The 16,215-nt window shown below is 64.3% G+C and carries 11 protein-coding genes; 4 read left to right on the forward strand and 7 right to left on the reverse strand.

The window, feature by feature from the left end:
- Window positions 1–7: 7 nt before the first annotated feature.
- The 3 genes from RFN28_RS05825 to RFN28_RS05835 form a co-directional block, all read right to left on the reverse strand.
- Window positions 8–3,622 carry an SPOR domain-containing protein gene (locus RFN28_RS05825; protein ID WP_320286425.1) on the reverse strand — a complete coding sequence of 1,205 codons (3,615 nt, stop codon included), beginning with the start codon at window positions 3,620–3,622 and terminating at the stop codon, window positions 8–10.
- 103 nt (window positions 3,623–3,725) lie between these two features.
- On the reverse strand, window positions 3,726–5,483 hold the full coding sequence (gene argS, locus RFN28_RS05830) for an arginine--tRNA ligase (RefSeq protein ID WP_320286426.1): 1,758 nt from the start codon (window positions 5,481–5,483) through the stop codon (window positions 3,726–3,728).
- Window positions 5,484–5,545: 62 nt separating this feature from the next.
- A complete protein-coding gene (locus tag RFN28_RS05835) occupies window positions 5,546–6,763 on the reverse strand; it encodes a deoxyguanosinetriphosphate triphosphohydrolase (RefSeq protein ID WP_320286427.1) in 1,218 nt (405 codons plus the stop codon).
- Window positions 6,764–6,833: 70 nt separating this feature from the next.
- Here RFN28_RS05835 and erpA point away from each other — a divergent pair, with 70 nt between their 5' ends.
- The 4 genes from erpA to RFN28_RS05855 all read left to right on the forward strand — a co-directional run bounded on the left by erpA (window position 6,834) and on the right by RFN28_RS05855 (window position 8,756).
- On the forward strand, window positions 6,834–7,181 hold the full coding sequence (gene erpA / locus RFN28_RS05840; protein WP_320286428.1) for an iron-sulfur cluster insertion protein ErpA: 348 nt from the start codon (window positions 6,834–6,836) through the stop codon (window positions 7,179–7,181).
- A gap of 9 nt (window positions 7,182–7,190) precedes the next feature.
- Window positions 7,191–7,583: a VOC family protein gene (locus RFN28_RS05845; protein WP_320286429.1), complete on the forward strand. Its 393-nt coding sequence runs from the start codon at window positions 7,191–7,193 to the stop codon at window positions 7,581–7,583.
- A 7-nt stretch (window positions 7,584–7,590) separates the two neighbouring features.
- Complete coding sequence (gene xth / locus RFN28_RS05850) at window positions 7,591–8,385, forward strand: exodeoxyribonuclease III (RefSeq protein WP_320286430.1); 795 nt, start codon at window positions 7,591–7,593, stop codon at window positions 8,383–8,385.
- Between the two features lie 80 nt (window positions 8,386–8,465).
- Window positions 8,466–8,756 carry a hypothetical protein gene (locus tag RFN28_RS05855; protein WP_320286431.1) on the forward strand — a complete coding sequence of 97 codons (291 nt, stop codon included), beginning with the start codon at window positions 8,466–8,468 and terminating at the stop codon, window positions 8,754–8,756.
- Window positions 8,757–8,769: 13 nt separating this feature from the next.
- Here the strand turns inward: RFN28_RS05855 and RFN28_RS05860 are convergent, their stop codons facing one another.
- The 4 genes from RFN28_RS05860 to RFN28_RS05875 form a co-directional block, all read right to left on the reverse strand.
- Window positions 8,770–9,597, reverse strand: coding sequence for a tetratricopeptide repeat protein (locus RFN28_RS05860; RefSeq protein WP_320286432.1), 828 nt, complete (start codon window positions 9,595–9,597; stop codon window positions 8,770–8,772).
- Window positions 9,584–11,308, reverse strand: coding sequence for a dihydroxy-acid dehydratase (gene ilvD, locus RFN28_RS05865; protein ID WP_320286433.1), 1,725 nt, complete (start codon window positions 11,306–11,308; stop codon window positions 9,584–9,586). Before ilvD ends, RFN28_RS05860 begins: the two co-directional genes overlap by 14 nt.
- Before the next feature lie 291 nt (window positions 11,309–11,599).
- Window positions 11,600–12,838 carry an outer membrane protein transport protein gene (locus RFN28_RS05870; RefSeq protein ID WP_320286434.1) on the reverse strand — a complete coding sequence of 413 codons (1,239 nt, stop codon included), beginning with the start codon at window positions 12,836–12,838 and terminating at the stop codon, window positions 11,600–11,602.
- 358 nt (window positions 12,839–13,196) lie between these two features.
- A complete protein-coding gene (locus RFN28_RS05875; RefSeq protein ID WP_320286435.1) occupies window positions 13,197–15,980 on the reverse strand; it encodes a valine--tRNA ligase in 2,784 nt (927 codons plus the stop codon).
- Window positions 15,981–16,215 lie beyond the last annotated feature (235 nt).

Consider the following 16,215-nt stretch of genomic DNA (forward strand, 5'->3'; position numbering starts at 1 on the left):
GAGACGATCAGCGCGACACGAAGCAGGTGCCGCCGGCCGCCTTGTAGCTGGTACACAGGTTGATCGCATCATTGCGCGACTGCGCCGGAACGCGGACGCGGTAGAACGTGCCCTTGCCGGCGATCTCCGCCTTGACGATGTTGGCAGTGCGCCCGGCAAGCACGCTGCCGTAGCGGCGCTGCAGGTCCTGGTAGGTCGACTGAGCGCTTTCAACCGTCGGCTGCGAGGCGACCTGCATCGACCACGAGCCGCCGCCTGCCGCAGCAGCAGGATCGATGGAGGCGACCTTGTCGGGCTTGACCTCGCCGACGATGTCGACCGGCTGGTCGGACGGACGCGGCGGCGCCACCGGCACCTTCGCCGGCGTGTTGGCCGACTGGGCCTTGGCTTCGGCCTTCGGCGCGGCGGCGGGCTTCGCTGCCGCAGCCGGCTTGGCGGTATCGCCCTGGTTGTCACCGCCCTGATCGGCAGCCTGGTCTATGGCCGGCGTGGCGGTACCCGTCGGCTGGGCATCGCCCTGCCCGGCGGCAGCGACGTGCTGCGGCGCCGGATCGGTCGGTTCGGTCGCGGCGACTTGCGGCGCCGGAGCCGGGTCCTCGCGCGCAACCAGCGACCCGTCAGGCTTGACCATCATGGTCTTCACCTTGCGCGGTGCCACGGCGACCACATCGTTGTTGGTCCCCTTGTCTGCCTCCTGCAGCACCTGGGCGATGCGGTCTTCCGATTTCGGCGCCGGAGCGGCCGGCTGAGCACTTGCGGGGGCGGCCTGGGCACTAGCCGGCGCGGCTGCGTCCGGAGCCGGCGCCGCTGCGTCCGGAGCCGGCGCGGCTGCCTTCAGACCCGGCGCTGCTGTATCCGCATTGCCGGCTGCGTCGGTGCCCGGCGCTGCGTCGGTGTCGTCCGGCGAAAGATCGACGACACGGCTCTGCGGCGGTTCCTTGGAAGCCACGTCGATCGGCTCCTCGGTGTTGGTCACCAGCTTCTGCTGCACGGGTTCGGCGGGCTTGGCCGCGCCGCCCTTGGCCACCGCGTCATAGACCTTGTTGTCCTGGTTCGGCACCACGGCGCCGCCCGGATTCTCCGGCTTGACCTTGATCGGCTTATTGTCGGCCTTGACGATCACGGGCGCCTCGCTGCCGCCCTTGCCGCCGAAGGAGAAGGCAAGCGCACCGAGACCGCCGGCAATCACCGCAGCGCCGACGAGCGCGGCAACCATGAAGCCACGGCTGCGCGGCTTCGTGGCCTCGCGCTCGGCAAGGCCGGGCACGGTCATCGCCTCGTCGAGCTCGGGATCGTAGTCGAGCTCGTCGACGGCGAACTCGTCCGCCTGCGAGACCGGCCGGCTGCCCGGCAGATCGTCGGCATCGAATTGGCTTGCGGCTGCCGCATAGGACGCGGCGGCCGGGGCGGCGGGCGTCTCGGCGCGCAGCTCGCGGCGATCATAGCCGGTCTTGAACCCGGCATTGTAGGAATCGTCCTCATAGCCCCGGCTCTGCACCGGCGCCTGAGCGATCTCGGTTGCGTTCATCTCGCTAAGCAGGCCCGCAAACTCGGCATCGAGATCGTCATAGGCGGGTGCCGCCGGCTGATCCTCCTCGAAGCTGAGCTCCGGGATATCGAGGTCGTCGGCCAGCGCCACGACGCGCTCCGGCACGTCGACGGTCTCGACATCGGGCATTTCCTCCTGCTGGCGAGACTGCGGCGCCGGGACCGGCTTGGCGTAAGCGGAATAGTCCTTCGCCGGCTCTTCACGATAGGCGGGCGCCGACATCTGTGGCGCCGGCTTGGCGTAGCCGGAATAGTCCTTCGCCGGCTCGTCGCGATAGGCAGGAGCCGCCATCTGCGGCGCCGGAGCCGCCGGCTGCGCCGCGAACGACGCCTGCACAGGCGCCGCGACCGGTGTCGAGCGACTCCACGACTTGAACGGCTCGGCGGGCGAGACCGGCGCCTCCTGCTCCATCTGGATGCCCTTGGCAAAGGCGGCATCGAAAGCCTCGTCATCGAAATCGATGCTCGGCTCGGCATCCTGTTCGGAAGCCGCGCCTTCAAAACCCTGCCGGTCGAGTTCGTCGGTGAGCAGCGCATCGAGATCGGCATCGGCGGGCCGAGCGGCCTGCGCGTTGCGCGCAGGCTCGTTGCGCTCGTCGAGATCCCAATCGAGGTCGTCGGCCGCGTCGGCCTTCTGGCCTACGGGGCTGGCCGGCTGAACGACCGGCTGCGGTGACGGTGTCGGTTCCTTGGCGAGCGGAACGGGAGCGACTGGGACGGGAGCGGTTGGAGCCGGCGCAGCCGGAATGGGCCGCGCGGTCATGGCGCCAAGCAGCGCGTTGAGTTCGTCTTCCAGGCTGCGCTCGCCCGCGGCCGCAGCCGACTTGATTGGCTCGGCTGCCGCAACCGGCGGAACCGACGCCGATATGGCCGGAGCAGGCTCCGCGAACGGCGGCTCGGCCGCGGCGACGGGCTCGACGGCCGGGGCTTCCGGTTCCCCGGTCAACGCGTCGCCGACGTTGAGTTCGAAATCGTCTTCAAAGACCTGATTGGCCGCGGCCTCGTAGTCAGCGACCGGTTCAGGATCGATAGCCGGAGCTTCCGGCTCCTCGGCAAGGGCATCACGGAAGCTGAGCTCGAAATCATCTTCGACGACCTGACCGGCTGCAGCTCCGTGATCGGCATCGGGTTCGGGATCGAAGGCGGGCTCGGAATCGGCAGCAAAGTGCGCGGCTTCGGCAGGCGCCTCGACAGCCGGCGGCTGCTGGTCATCGACCGACAATTCCTGTTCCAGGATCAGGTCCTGCGGCTGATCGAGACCCGTGTCGGCATTGGCCGTTGCCTGATCAAACTGGGCCTGATCAAACTGAGCCTGATCGAACTGGCTGTCGAAATCTTCGTCGGCGGCCGGCTGGTCGGCGGCGGCGTGAGCCTCGATCGGCTGAACGTCGGCGACCTGCGGCTGCTCGATCTCATGGTCGTCGAACGCCAGCTCGTCCTCAAGCGACATCTGCACGGCATTGTCGAAATCGGCATCGAATGCCGCCTCGGCCTCTGGCTCAGCGACAGCGGGCTCGACAACCGCAGGCTCGGAGGCTGCAACGGCCTCATGATGGTCAGGCTGGAAATCCTGGTCCAGCGAAGCTGCCATTTCCCGATCGATGGAAAGGTCGTCCTCCAGCGGCGAAACGTCCAAGGAATTCGCGACGGCCTTATCGAAATCGTCTTCGAAGGCGACATCGGCAACCGGCTCCGGCGCCCGGGCCGCGGCAAAGTGGGCGTGATCGGCAGCGTCGTCAAAGACGAAATCCTGCTCGAAGGACGCGGCAAGCTCGTCGGCGGCGGCAGTGGTGTTGGCGGCGGCTCCGTAAGCCGACGCGGGCTGGGCAGGCTGTTGCGCGATCGGTTCGCGTTCCTCGGCAATGTCGAATTCGCCCATCAGCTCCTTTTCGAGGTCGATGTCGAAGTCGGCCTCATCCGCAGCCTGGTTGGCGGGCGCAGCCTTTGCGACCACCGGCGTCTGCGGCCTGACCGGCTGACGCGGGTCGAAACCCATGATCCTGGTCAGTTCCGCGAACGGATCGTCGTCGGCGATGTTGTTTTCGACTACTTTCAGCGGGGTTCTGTCTGCCATTATTGTTCCCGAACTCGCACACAGTCGGACGCCATGGACGTCGCGCAGGGTTGGCCCTTACCAGCGCAATGTGGGCAAAAGGTGACAGGTTTTTTAGTCAAACCTAACGCATTTCGGTAGGCGCATCAGCTCCTATCAGCGTCAGGCCGGAGGTCAAAACATCCGAAACAGCCTGCACCAGCCCTAGTCTGGCATACGTCAATTGTGGGTCGTTAACCTTAACAAAACGTAAGTCTGGGTTGTCGGTGCCCCGATTCCAGTGTGCGTGGAAGGCGGAAGCCAGATCGTAGAGGTAGAATGCCAGCCGGTGCGGCTCCAGCGCAAGGGCAGCGGACTCGATCAGCCGTGGATATTCAGCCAGCTTCCGGATCAGGCCGATCTCGCCCTCGTCCGTCAGCGATGCGACCGAGGCCACGAGCCGGTTGCGGTCGAAATTCGCCTCGCCCAGTTGCTCGCTCGCTTGCCGGAACACCGAGTGGCAGCGCGCCGAAGCGTATTGCACGTAGAACACCGGATTGTCCTTCGACTGCTCGGTGACCTTGGCGAAGTCGAAATCGAGCGGAGCGTCGTTCTTCCGGTAGAGCATCATGAAGCGGATCGGGTCGCGGCCGACCTCTTCCACCACGTCGCGCAGCGTGACGAAATCGCCCGACCGCTTTGACATGCGGACAGGCTCTCCGTCGCGGAACAGCTTGACCAGCTGGCAGAGCAGGACAGTGAGCTTGACCTCGTCGCCGGCGATCGCGCGCGCCAGCGCTTCGAGCCGCTTGACGTAGCCGCCATGATCGGCGCCGAGCACATAGATGAGGTCGACGAAGCCGCGCTCGACCTTGTCCTTGAGATAGGCGACGTCGGCGGCGAAATAGGTGAACGATCCGTCGGACTTGACCAGCGGCCGGTCCATATCGTCGCCCACCGCCGTCGAGCGGAACAGCGTCTGCTCGCGGTCCTCCCAGTCGTCCGGCTTCTCGCCCTTCGGCGGCGGCAGCTTGCCCTTGTAGATATGGCCCTTGAGCGTCAGGTCGGCGATCGCCGAGCGGATCTTCTTGGCATTGTCGGCATGCAGCGTGCGCTCGGAGAAGAACACGTCGTGATGCACATTGAGCAGCGCCAGATCCTCGCGGATCATCGCCATCATCGCGTCGACGGTGCGATCCTTGACGATCGGCAGCGCTTCCTCTTCCGGCATCTCCAGCAGGCCGAGGCCGAACTCCTCGGCCAGCGCCTGGCCGACGGGGATCAGATAGTCGCCCGGATAGAGGCCTGGCGGGATCTCGCCGATGACTTCGCCGAGCGCCTCGCGGTAGCGCAGCATGGCCGAACGTCCAAGCACGTCGATCTGCGAGCCGGCGTCATTGATGACATATTCCTTGGTCACGTCGTAGCCGGCGAAGGCCATGAGATTGGCGAGCGTGTCGCCGACGACGGCGCCGCGGCAATGGCCGACATGCATCGGACCGGTCGGATTGGCCGAGACATATTCGACATTGGCCTTGCGGCCGCCGCCGATCTTCGAGCGGCCGTAGTTGCGGCCCTCGCCGAGCAGCGTGGCAAGATGCGTCTGCCAGAAGCCGTCCTTCAGCCTCAGATTGACGAAGCCCGGCCCGGCGACGGTGGCCGAGGCGATGTCGGCATCGGCGCGCAGCGCCTCGGTCAGCTTCTCGGCCAGCGCGCGCGGGTTCTGGCCGGTGGGCTTGGCCAGCACCATCGCCGCATTGGTGGCCAGGTCGCCGTGGCTGGCGTCGCGCGGCGGCTCGACCGCGATCCGCGACAGGTCCGGCGCTCCGCCGTCCTTGTCTTTCAGATCAAGGGCTTCGACAGCTTTTACGATCCGCGCATTGAAATCGGCGAAGATATTCATTGGGTATGCTCTAGGCTTTAAACAGGCGACCGGCTGCTTGGCCGGCAAAATCGTGGCTCGCCCTAGCTTAAATCGGGCGTATGGTCAAACAGACGCCTGTGCTCCTTGATCGCATAGGTGTCGGTCATGCCGGCCAGGAAGTCGGCGACGCTGCGAGCCTTGATGCGATCCTGCGCCTTGTCGAGCCCTTCGCGCCAGCCATCCGGCATGGCGCGCGGGTCGGCAAAATAGACATCGAAAAGGTCGCGGACGATCTGTTCGGCATCGGCGCGCACGCGCATCACTTCGGCGTGCCGGTAGAGATGCTTGTAGAGGAAGGCCTTCAATTCCTTCTCGGCAGCGGCCATATCGGCAGAGAAGGTCACCATCGTCTCGCCTGCCGCCCGCACCGCATCGGCGCTGTCCGGCTTGAGGCGGCCGATGTTGGCTTTGGTCGATGTGATGACATCCTCGACCATCAACGTGATCTGCCGGCGCATCAGTTCATGGCCGGTGCGCACGTCGTCAAGTTGCGGATAGCGGGCGCGCACGCCCATCAGAATCGAGCCCGGCAGGCCGACGCCTTCCAGCATCTCCAACGTCAGGAAGCCGGAACGCAGGCCGTCGTCGATGTCATGGTTGTTGTAGGCGATGTCGTCGGCGATCGCGGCGCATTGCGCCTCGATGCCGGCGAAGCGGTCGAGCTCGAGATCGTGCAGTTCGGAATAGTCGCGGATCGCCTGCGGCACCGGGCCCTTGAGCCCTTTCCCGCTCGCGTCGGTCAGCGGCCCGTTGTGCTTGACCAGCCCTTCCAAGGTCTCCCAGGTGAGGTTCAGCCCATCGAATTCCGCGTAGCGCCGCTCGAGCCGCGTGACGACGCGCAGCGACTGGGCGTTGTGGTCGAAGCCGCCCCAGGCCGCCATCTTCTCATTCAGCGCCTCCTCGCCGGTATGGCCGAAAGGCGTGTGGCCGAAATCGTGCACCAGGGCCACCGCCTCCGCCAGATCCTCGTCGCCGCGCAGCGCGCGCGTCAGGGCGCGGGCGATCTGCGCCACCTCGATCGAATGCGTCAGCCTGGTGCGGTAGTGGTCGCCCTCATGCGCAACGAAGACCTGTGTCTTGTGCTTCAGCCGGCGAAAGGCGGTGGAATGGATGATGCGGTCGCGGTCGCGCTGGAACGGCGTGCGGGTCGGGCTTTCGGGCTCATCGAACAGGCGGCCGCGCGAATGCGCCGGATCGCTCGCATAGGCAGCGCGCGGCCGGTAGCCGAATCCGATGTCGCCGAGAGCATCCTTGCCCATTTACCCACCAGTTGACTTGGCCCCTGCCGCTTCATACCTATCATGGGAAACCGAAAGCAAGGTGACGCCGATGGGCGCGGATGCCAAGACTGCCATGAAGGTCGAGATGACCGACGCCGCCGCGAAGCGGATCGCCAAGATTCTGTCCGCCGAGCCGGGCAAGACGGCGCTCCGCGTTGCCGTCGAAGGCGGCGGCTGCTCCGGCTTTTCCTACAAGTTCGATCTGGTCGAAGCAGCAAACGACGACGACGTGGCCATCGAGAAAGATGGCGCGACGATCCTGATTGACGACCTCTCGTTGGTCTATATGGGCGGCTCGGTGATCGACTTCGTCGACGACCTGATGGGCCAGTCCTTCCAGATCAGGAACCCCAACGCCGTCGCCTCCTGCGGCTGCGGCACCAGCTTCTCTATCTAACAAATTACGATGCCTGCGGTCGGCGCGGTCCGCCAGGTCGCGCTGTCAGCCGGGCGTGATCTCGATGCGACCCTGGCCTTCTGGCAGGGCGTGCTCGGTATGAGCGTGCATGCGCGCTACGATCCGCCGGGCATTGCCTTCATCATGGCGGGCGATGTGCGGCTGTTCTTTGGTGACGGCGTGCTGCCCGGCACGGTCTATCTGGACATTGCCGGCCTCGAGGCTTTCCACGCCGAAGCGAAGGCCGCCGGCATTCCCTTCACCGCGCCGCCGACGCTCGTGCACCGCGACACCGAAGGTCGCTTCGGTCCGGCGGGGGAAAGCGAATGGATGGCCTTTCTAAAGGATCCCGCAGGCAATACGATCGGCCTCGTCGAGCGCCTTGCGCCGGAACAGCTTTGAGGTCCCCATGAAGATCGTCACCTGGAACATCAACGGCGTTCGCGCCCGCATCGGCAACCTCACCCATTGGCTGACCGAGAGCGCGCCGGACATCGTGTGCCTGCAGGAGATCAAGACCCTCGACGACCAGTTCCCGCGCGCCGAGATCGAGGCGCTGGGCTACAATGTCGAGACCAACGGCCAGAAGAGCTTCAACGGCGTCGCCCTCCTGTCCAAGCTCCCCTTCGACGAGGTCAATCGCGGACTGCCCGGCGACGATGCGGACGACCACGCGCGCTTCATCGAAGGCGTTTTTTCGACCGACAAAGGCGCCTTGCGCGTCGCGTCGCTCTACCTGCCGAACGGCAATCCGGTCGATGACGAGAGGAAGTTTTCCTACAAGCTGGCATGGATGGCGCGGCTCGAGCGCTGGGCGATCGAGCGCCTCGGGCTCGAGGAAGCGCTGGTGCTGGCCGGCGATTACAATGTCATCCCCGAACCCGCCGATGCCAGGTTTCCCGAGAACTGGGTGGGCGACGCGCTGTTCCAGCCGGAGACGCGGCAAGCCTTCCGCCGCTTGAAGAATCTCGGCTTCACCGAGGCCGTACGCGCCGTCACCGACTCCTCCGAGGTCTACACCTTCTGGGATTATCAGGCCGGCGCCTGGCAGAAGAACAACGGCATCCGCATCGATCACCTGTTGCTGTCGCCCGAGGCCGCCAACCGCTTTTCCTCGGCCTCGGTCGAAAAGCATGTGCGCGCCTGGGAGAAACCCTCCGACCATGTGCCGGTGGCGATCGATCTCAGCTTGCGGCCGGCCTGAAGAAGCTATTCAGCTAACTCTCGCAGAACCCTGATATCGCCACAAATTGCGCGTTTGATGCGGATTGTTGCGGGGGTTCGATGACGATCCGATTTGTTCTTTGCCCGATCGGCCTTGCGCTGGCGTTTGCCGCGCCGGCGCCGACGTTCGCCCAGGCCTGCCTCGCCAACGGCAAATCCTTCAAGGTCGGTGAGACGGCCTGCCTGACCGTTGCCGGCGAAAGTCACCTCGCGCGCTGCGACATGGTTCTCAACAACACGTCCTGGACGAAGGTCAATGACACCTGCCCCGGCGAGAACCAGGCGCCGAAACTGCACCCGATCTCGACGCCGGTGCCGGGCACGGTGCCGACGGAACCTACCGAGAACTGACCGGAAGCACCGCTTACTGGTCGCCGTTGTTGCCCTTGGTCAGGATGTCGTCGGCGAGTGAAATCGCCGTGCGGCGGTCGGCCTCGCCGGCGGCGGCGAAGGCTTCTTCCTGCATGCTGCGGATCCAGGGCTGATCGGCCGGCGGAGCGCGCTCGAGCGCGGCAGTCATCATCGCCAGGCCGCGCACGATCTTGCCGCTCTGGAACAAGAGGTTGCCGAGCGTCGCCTGGGCGCCGGCATGGCCTTTTTCGGCCGCGAGTTGCAGCCAGCGTCCGGCCTGCTTGACGCTGGCCTTCACGCCGCCCTCGCCCTTGAGGAACATCTGGCCGATCTCGAACTGGGCGTTCGGGTTGCGGTAGTTGGCGGCGGCGCGCATGTAATATTCCTGCGCCGCGACCTCGTTTTCCGTCACTGGACTGCCTGGGATGCCCTTGCGCAGATAGTCGCCCAGCGCGACGAGCGCGTCCGAGACATAGCTTTCCTCCGGCGAGCCGGGCTCGACATCCTGGTCGACGATCTCCGAGAAGAACTTGAAGGCCGCATAGTCGTCGCGCGCCACGCCGTCGCCTTCGGCATACATGCGCGCAAGCTTCCAGGTGGCGCCGATCTGGCCGTTCTCGGCGGCATATTTATAGGCTTCGACCGCCTGGTCCTTATGGCCTTTCTTGTAGGCGGAAAAGCCGAACTGGAACACCGCCCACGGGCTGGACTGCGGCTTCACGCCGGTCTTGTCGTCGAACACCTTGTCGTCGAAGGCCATGGCCTGCCCGACGGCGCCCAAGGTCGCGACAGCGACCAGTGCCGGCAAGACAAATGACCTCAACGCCTCAAATGTCCGCATAGCAGTGTGTTTCTTTCGCAGCGCCCGGATGGGTGACCGCGCCGTCGCGGGCCGACCCTACGGTCTGCGCATATTTCCAGATCGCGCCGGACTGATAGTCGGTCCTGCGCGCCTTCCATTTCTTCGCCCTTGCCGCGAGTTCCTTATCCGACAGCGCCACCTCGATCGTGCCTTTAACGGCGTCGATCGAGATCACGTCGCCGTCCTTGATGAGCCCGATCGGCCCGCCGACCGCCGCCTCCGGCCCGACATGGCCGATGCAGAAGCCGCGCGTGGCGCCGGAGAAACGCCCGTCGGTGATCAACGCAACCTTGCCGCCCATGCCCTGGCCATAGAGCGCCGCCGTTGTCGACAGCATCTCGCGCATGCCCGGACCGCCGCGCGGCCCTTCATAGCGGATGACGAGGACCTCGCCTTCCCGATAGTTGCGCTGCGTGACCGCTTCGAAGCACTCCTCTTCCGAATCGAAGCAGCGCGCTGGACCCGAGAATTTCAGTTCCGACATGCCGGCGACCTTCACGATCGCGCCTTCGGGGGCAAGGTTTCCCTTCAAGCCCACGACGCCGCCCGTCCTGGTGATTGGCCGATTGGCTGGACGGACCACATCCTGGCTTTCATTCCAGGAAACGTGCTCCATGTTTTCGGCCAAAGTGCGGCCGGTGACGGTCATGCAGTCGCCGTGCAGATAGCCGTGGTCGAGCAGCGTCTTCATCAGGAGCGGGATGCCGCCGGCCTCGAACATGTCCTTGGCGACATATTTGCCGCCGGGCTTGAGATCGGCGATGTAGGGCGTCTTCTCGAAGATCGCTGCAACGTCGAAAAGGTCGAACTTGATGCCGGCTTCATGCGCGATCGCCGACAGATGCAGCGCCGCGTTGGTCGAGCCGCCGGTGGCCGACACCACGGTCGCGGCATTCTCCAGCGCCTTGCGCGTGACGATGTCGCGCGGCCGGATGTTCTTGGCGATCAATTCCATGACCTTTTCGCCGGAGGCGAAATTGAAGCGGTCGCGCATCTCGTAGGGCGCCGGCGCGCCGCAGGAGTAGGGCAAGGCAAGGCCGATCGCCTCGGCGACCGTCGCCATAGTGTTGGCCGTGAATTGCGCGCCGCAGGACCCCGCCGAGGGACAGGCCGCCTGCTCGATCTCGAGCAGCTCGTCATCGTCGATCGTGCCGACCGAATGCTGGCCGACCGCCTCGAACACATCCTGCACGGTGATCTGGCGGCCGCGATAGCTGCCGGGCAGGATCGAGCCGCCATAGATGAAGATCGACGGCACGTTGAGCCGCACCATCGCCATCATCATACCGGGCAGCGACTTGTCGCAGCCTGCGAGCCCGACCAGCGCGTCATAGCAATGCCCGCGCATGGTGAGCTCGACTGAATCGGCGATCACCTCGCGCGACACCAGCGACGACTTCATGCCCTGGTGGCCCATGGCGATGCCGTCGGTGACGGTGATGGTGCAGAATTCGCGCGGCGTGCCGTTGGCGGCGGCCACGCCCTTCTTCACCACCTGAGCCTGGCGCATCAGCGAGATGTTGCAGGGCGCGGCCTCGTTCCAGCAACTGGCGACGCCGACCAGCGGCTGCGCGATCTCGGTCGCCGACAATCCCATTGCATAAAGGTACGAGCGATGCGGCGCGCGCTCCGGACCAACGGTCACGTAGCGGCTTGGCAGCTTGGCCTTGGAGATAACCCTGGCGTCCATACTCGTCCTTGCCGCACACCCCGCGGCCGGTCCCATCGCCGGGCCATCCTGGCACGCATCCCGAGACCTATCCGGGTTGCTCCGGGTTTATGGCGGGAAATTGGCAATGTCCTCGGCCCGACTTCTAGCGCAGGGGTTGTTCATAAACTGTTGCTGAAACGTCACAATCGTGATGAGCGCCGGTTGTGAGGTGGATTTGCAACATAGGGTTGGCCGATCAGGCCAGAATGTTGATTGCGCAACGAAAAAAGGCCGGGCGGTGCCCGGCCTTTTTCAATCTCTAGCAGCGGCTTAGAACTTGATCTTTACGCCGCCCGAAATCGCAGTGACCAGATCATTGCCGAAGTCGTAGCTGGCGTCGGTACCGGCAACGTAGCCATTCTCGCCAGCCACCGTACCTGAATGTCCGCTGGTCAAGACACCAATGGCACCCGCCAGTCTAACTTCGATGTTCGGCTTCGGGGTATAGGCGACGCCGCCGCCCAGCGTCCAGGTATCGGTCTGGGCACCATAACCGTGCGAGGTGCCGCGATCCCAGGAAAGCTGACCAGCAGCGCTCCACTGCTCGTTGAACTTGTGGCCGATGCCGCCCGAAACCGTCCACCCGTCGCGATACATCAGGTCAAGCGAAGTTATCTGAGCTGAATGAAGAGCATCACCCGTTACACATGCGGCAGCCGGCGTGCCTACCACGCAGATTGGAACGCTTTGCAGAACGCTCCAGTTGACCCACTTGATCGAACCGAAGGCCAACCATCCGGGCGCGATGCCCGACTGCAATTTCAATTCCACCACATCCGGCATGTACTGCGTGGAGCCGTAGATCGGCAGAACAACCCCGCCGACATTCGTCAGATCGAGCGTGCCCGAGATGTTGTCGAGCTTGACCTTTGAATTGTAGACGAGGCTCGCGCGCAACGCGATTTCCGGAATTTCGTAGGCGAGGCCGGCGCGCCAGCCCCAGCCACTGCTGGTGAGATCGACGCGACCGGTACCCCCGAAATTGGGCACCAGCGGCGACACCAAGTCTTCCTTGAAACCGTAGACCTTCTGATAGAAAACGCCGCCGATAAAGCGGAGCTGACCCTTGCCTGCATCCATCTTGTAAGAGCAGGTTGCCGCGTAGTTGTCGCTCTTGATGTCGGTTTCCATGTTGGAAAACGCGCCGTTCCATACGCCGGGCGCAGTGTGCGCGCCCCAAGGTTGCGAGTAGTCGACCATGCAGTCGACGCCTTGGACAACCTGGACCTTGCCGCCAATGCGCGGCACCCAATAATCCTCCGCCCCGTCGGCCGTGGTGCCGAAGCCGAGGTCGAGCCCTCCCGGACCGCGCGCATTCTTGTACTTGCGATCCGGCATGACGAAGGTCGCTTCAGCCTCCGTCGCGAACGGCGCCGGATCGAACAGCAGATCAATGTCGTAGCCGCCGCGCTCCAGGCCGCCAGCATGCGCCGGGTGCATCGCCGTTCCGACCAAGGCCAGCGAAAAGCACCCTGCCCCCAGCAGCGCTTTCACACGCAAAAAGTTCATGGAATCCCTCCCCAAAATACGCGGGATCAAGCTAGAACCAATTCGGGTTAACGGCGCAACTGCGAATTCAAGGGTTGTACACATACACCTTGACAGCTCGCATTTTCGCCATGGTGCCCGGCCACGAAATCGAGCCCAATCGCGGCTTATCAGGCATTGAATGGCAGGAAAAAGCTGCCAAAACCTTTCAAAACGGCCCAAAAAGGGGCCATTTTAGAGGAAATCGGCCCCATTGTTACATTATGGCAACAATGGGCCGAAACTTTCCGTTTACGTCAAAATTGACGCCACGGCAGGCCCGCGCCCGAGCGAGATGACGCTTCGGAAAGCAGCGCCCCAGCGGTGCAAAATCTGCCGTTCAGCCGGCGTCGCGAACCCTGGTCAGAGCGACCGAAAGCTTCTCTTGCGCCTCGCGATATTCGGCAAGCTTTTCGCGCTCAGCCTCGACCACCTCTTCCGGCGCGTTGGCGACGAACTTCTCGTTCGAAAGCTTCTTGTGCAGGCGAGCGATTTCCTCGGTCACCTTGGCCAGTTCCTTCTGCAGCCGCGCGGCTTCGGCCTGAAGATCGATCAGGCTGCCGAGCGGCAGGCAGACGGTCGCCTCGTTGAGGACGATCTGAGCCGATCCTTTCGGCGGCGCATCGACCGGCGCGATGTCGCCGACACGCGCCAGCCGCTTGATCGCCTGGGCGTGGCGCTCCAGCCTTTCCTGCGTAAGCGGGTTGGCGCCGATCACCATCAGCGGCGCGATCGCCGCCGGCGGCACATTCATTTCCGAGCGCACCGAACGGATGCCCGAGACGAGCTCGATCAGCCAGTTGATGTCGGCGGCGGCCTCGTCATCCTCGAAATCGGGCGAGGGCCAGGCGGCGTGGCAAAGCAGCGAGGAACGCTCCTTGCCCTCGCCCGCCGTCTGCGCCCAGAGCTCCTCGGTCATGAACGGCATCATCGGATGCAAGAGCTTGTAGATCTCGTCGAGCACGAAAGCGACGCAGGCCCGGCTCTCGGCCTTGGCCGCCTCATCCGCACCCATGAACACCGGCTTCAGCAGTTCCAGATACCAGTCGCAGAACAGGTTCCAGACGAAGCGATAGGCGGCGCCCGCCGCCTCGTTGAAGCGATAGGTGGTGATGCCCTCGGTGATCGCGCGCGCCGCCCGCGTCAGCTCGGTCAGGATCCAGCGGTTGACCGCGAGCTTGGCATCGCGGAGCCAGAAATCGTCGTTCCTGGCGACCTCGTTCATTTCGGCGAAGCGCGTCGCGTTCCAGAGCTTGGTGCCGAAATTGCGGTAGCCGGCGATGCGCGCCGGGTCGAGCTTCACGTCACGTCCCTGCGCCGCCATCACGGTCAGCGTGAAACGCAGCGCATCGGCGCCATATTCGTCAATCAGCTCGAGCGGGTCGATGACGTTGCCTTTCGACTTCGACATCTTCTGCCCGTTCTTGTCGCGCACGAGCGCATGGACATAGACCGTATGGAACGGCTCCTCGTCCATGAAATGCAGGCCCATCATCATCATGCGGGCCACCCAGAAGAAGATGATGTCGAAGCCGGTCACCAGCACGTCGGTCTGGTAGTAGGTCTTGAGTTCCGGCGTCTGATCGGGCCAGCCGAGCGTCGAGAACGGCCACAGCGCCGAGGAGAACCATGTATCGAGAACGTCCTCGTCGCGCGTCAGGATCTCGCCCGGCTTGAAATTCTCAAGCTTGTCCTCGACCCAGGCCTTCCACGGCCCTTCCAGCGCCAGATAGTATTCGACCGCCGCGGCAAGCGCCTCTTCCTCGGTTTTCTCGACGAAGACGCGCCCATCCGGCCCGTACCAGGCCGGTATCTGGTGGCCCCACCACAGCTGTCGCGAGATGCACCAGGGCTGGATGTTCTCCATCCAGTCGAAATAGGTCTTTTCCCAGTTCTTCGGCACGAAGTTCGTGCGGCCCTCGCGCACCGAGGCGATTGCCGGCTTGGCGAGCTCGGCCGCGTTGACGTACCACTGGTCGGTCAGGAACGGCTCGATCGGCACGCCGCCGCGATCGCCATGCGGCACGGTGTGGCGATGCGGTTCGACCTTTTCCAAGAAGCCGCCGGCTTCCATCAGCTCCACGACCTTCTTGCGTGCGGCGAAGCGATCGAGCCCGTCGAGCTCGTCCCAGACGGCCTGGCGCTCCGGCGTCACCTCGAGGCCGGCAAGGAAGTCCTCGTTGTCCTTGAGCTTGACGGCGGCCTCGACGGTCAGGATGTTGATCGCCGGCAGCTTGTGGCGCTTGCCGACCTCGAAGTCGTTGAAGTCATGCGCCGGCGTGATCTTGACCGCGCCGGAGCCCTTTTCCGGGTCTGAATACTCGTCCGCCACCACGGGTATCCTGCGGCCGACGATCGGCAGGATGACATTCTTGCCGACGAGGTCGCGGAACCGCTCGTCATCGGGGTGCACCGCCACCGCCGTGTCGCCGAGCATGGTTTCGGGGCGCGTCGTGGCGACGGTGATGAAGGTCTTCGGATTCTCGGGGTCGAACACCGCGCCTTCGACCGGATAGCGGAAGTGCCAGAGATTGCCGTTGACCTCGTGCTGCTCGACCTCGAGGTCGGAGATGGCCGTCAACAGCTTGGGATCCCAGTTCACAAGGCGCTTGTCCTTGTAGATCAGGCCTTCCTTGTAGAGGGTGACGAACACCTCCAGCACCGCCCTGGACAGCCCCTCGTCCATGGTGAAGCGTTCTCTGCTCCAGTCGGCCGAGGCGCCGAGCCGCTTCAGCTGGTTGAATATCGCGCCGCCGGATTCGGCCTTCCACTCCCAGACCTTTTCGATGAACTCATCGCGCGTCAGGTCGCGGCGGTGGATCTGCCTCTCCATCAGCTGGCGCTCGACCACCATCTGCGTGGCGATGCCGGCATGGTCCATGCCCGGCTGCCACAGCACATTCTTGCCGCGCATGCGCTCGAACCGCACCAGAATGTCCTGCAGCGTGTTGTTGAGCGCGTGCCCCATATGCAGCGAGCCGGTGACGTTCGGCGGCGGGATGACTATGGCGAAGGCATCCGCCCCTTCCTCCGCGCCGGCGCCGGCGCGAAACGCGTCGGCCTCTTCCCAGATTTTGGCGATCTTCGGCTCGACGGTCTTGGCGTCGTAGGTTTTATCAAGCATGGAGGAAGTCCGAACTGTCGGGAACAAGCGTCCGGTGTAAATCGGAAGCACCGGGCCAAGTCAACCGCGAGAAGGCCAGGCTCGCCTTTCGGAGAATAGGCCCGCCTTGAGCGACGGCAATCCCACGCTTCACCGCAAACGATCGCTTGGCCGCATTTTCTGGAAAACAAGAGCGCCCACCGGCGCATGCCGCCCGAAAAAATGCGCAGCGGTTTTTAGGAAAACGACATGCGTA

Source organism: Mesorhizobium album, from assembly GCF_033977205.1.
In the GTDB taxonomy this organism is placed as follows: Bacteria; Pseudomonadota; Alphaproteobacteria; order Rhizobiales; family Rhizobiaceae; genus Mesorhizobium; species Mesorhizobium album.

Bases quoted from the DNA above. Each gene is read 5' to 3' on its own strand.
- ilvD (WP_320286433.1), bottom strand. From the start codon at position 11,308: ATGGACGCCAGGGTTATCTCCAAGGCCAAGCTGCCAAGCCGCTACGTG.
- erpA (WP_320286428.1), top strand. From the start codon at position 6,834: ATGGGCGCGGATGCCAAGACTGCCATGAAGGTCGAGATGACCGACGCC.
- RFN28_RS05835 (WP_320286427.1), bottom strand. From the start codon at position 6,763: ATGGGCAAGGATGCTCTCGGCGACATCGGATTCGGCTACCGGCCGCGC.
- RFN28_RS05870 (WP_320286434.1), bottom strand. From the start codon at position 12,838: ATGAACTTTTTGCGTGTGAAAGCGCTGCTGGGGGCAGGGTGCTTTTCG.
- argS (WP_320286426.1), bottom strand. From the start codon at position 5,483: ATGAATATCTTCGCCGATTTCAATGCGCGGATCGTAAAAGCTGTCGAA.
- RFN28_RS05855 (WP_320286431.1), top strand. From the start codon at position 8,466: ATGACGATCCGATTTGTTCTTTGCCCGATCGGCCTTGCGCTGGCGTTT.
- RFN28_RS05875 (WP_320286435.1), bottom strand. From the start codon at position 15,980: ATGCTTGATAAAACCTACGACGCCAAGACCGTCGAGCCGAAGATCGCC.
- RFN28_RS05825 (WP_320286425.1), bottom strand. From the start codon at position 3,622: ATGGCAGACAGAACCCCGCTGAAAGTAGTCGAAAACAACATCGCCGAC.
- xth (WP_320286430.1), top strand. From the start codon at position 7,591: ATGAAGATCGTCACCTGGAACATCAACGGCGTTCGCGCCCGCATCGGC.
- RFN28_RS05845 (WP_320286429.1), top strand. From the start codon at position 7,191: ATGCCTGCGGTCGGCGCGGTCCGCCAGGTCGCGCTGTCAGCCGGGCGT.
- RFN28_RS05860 (WP_320286432.1), bottom strand. From the start codon at position 9,597: ATGCGGACATTTGAGGCGTTGAGGTCATTTGTCTTGCCGGCACTGGTC.